Source organism: Aliivibrio sp. A6 (assembly GCF_028765505.1).
In the GTDB taxonomy this organism is placed as follows: Bacteria; Pseudomonadota; Gammaproteobacteria; order Enterobacterales; family Vibrionaceae; genus Aliivibrio; species Aliivibrio finisterrensis_A.
In genome coordinates this window covers 1-791 of the sequence record NZ_JARACR010000100.1, presented here as the reverse complement: position 1 = coordinate 791, position 791 = coordinate 1, and the positions used below count along the sequence as shown (strand labels likewise).

At 33.6% G+C, this 791-nt stretch carries 1 protein-coding gene and 1 pseudogene; one reads left to right on the top strand and one right to left on the bottom strand.

Annotation, left to right across the window (positions count from 1 at the left end; translation table 11 throughout):
* The first annotated feature begins 50 nt into the window (after nt 1–50).
* A complete protein-coding gene (locus tag PVK70_RS18775) occupies nt 51–341 on the top strand; it encodes a type II toxin-antitoxin system RelE/ParE family toxin (RefSeq protein WP_065601581.1) in 291 nt (96 codons plus the stop codon).
* Between the two features lie 129 nt (nt 342–470).
* Here the strand turns inward: PVK70_RS18775 and PVK70_RS18770 are convergent.
* A pseudogene (locus PVK70_RS18770) lies at nt 471–791 on the bottom strand (HEPN domain-containing protein); the annotation flags it as partial.

Here is a 791-nt window from a genome sequence, read left to right as displayed (position 1 = left end):
AATTATAGCCAAAGCTGAAAAAGAAGCAGGGAAATTGGAGAGCTATAATTTTGGCTAATATAACTCAAATTTTACAGACACCTACATTTAAAAAGGCAGTAAAAAGGTTACATAAAAATCAAAAGACGGATCTTGATAATGCAATTAAAGAATTAATGAAAGAGCCATTATTAGGAGAGCAGAAAAAAGGTGACTTATCCTTTTTACGTGTCCATAAATTCAAAATGGTTAAGCAATTAACACTACTTGGTTACAGTTATGAAGATGGCACGGTCACCCTTGAGCTAATGGCATTAGGATCTCATGAAAATTTTTACCGTGATGTTAAACATATCTTCTGAGCCATAACGCCTGCATAACACGTTTGCTACCATGCAGATTAAGCTCAAATTTACCACTTAATACGGTAAACTCAAAGAAACCTAGAATGCCGAATGTAGCAAATCGTGTTGATGCATTTGTTATAAGTACTATTTCACCATGAATAATTTATGCTTAAAATACATTTCAAATGCATCTGGTTTACCGTCAAACAGCTCTCTTAATTCTGAGTCATCAAACAAAATACCTAACACAATCCTCAAATATTCATCGCATTGCTGACTAAGTACTGATAATTGTTGCTCTTTCTTTGGTCTAAGACTAGAACCATGTGTAACACTTGAGCGAACATCATAAAATGATTTAAAGCGATCAAATGTTTCTATTGGTTCAAAGCCATAATCCCTCAAAAACAAAGCTACTCGTTCAGATAACTTATGTGATAGCCCAGTATTATCAGTAGAAAATAA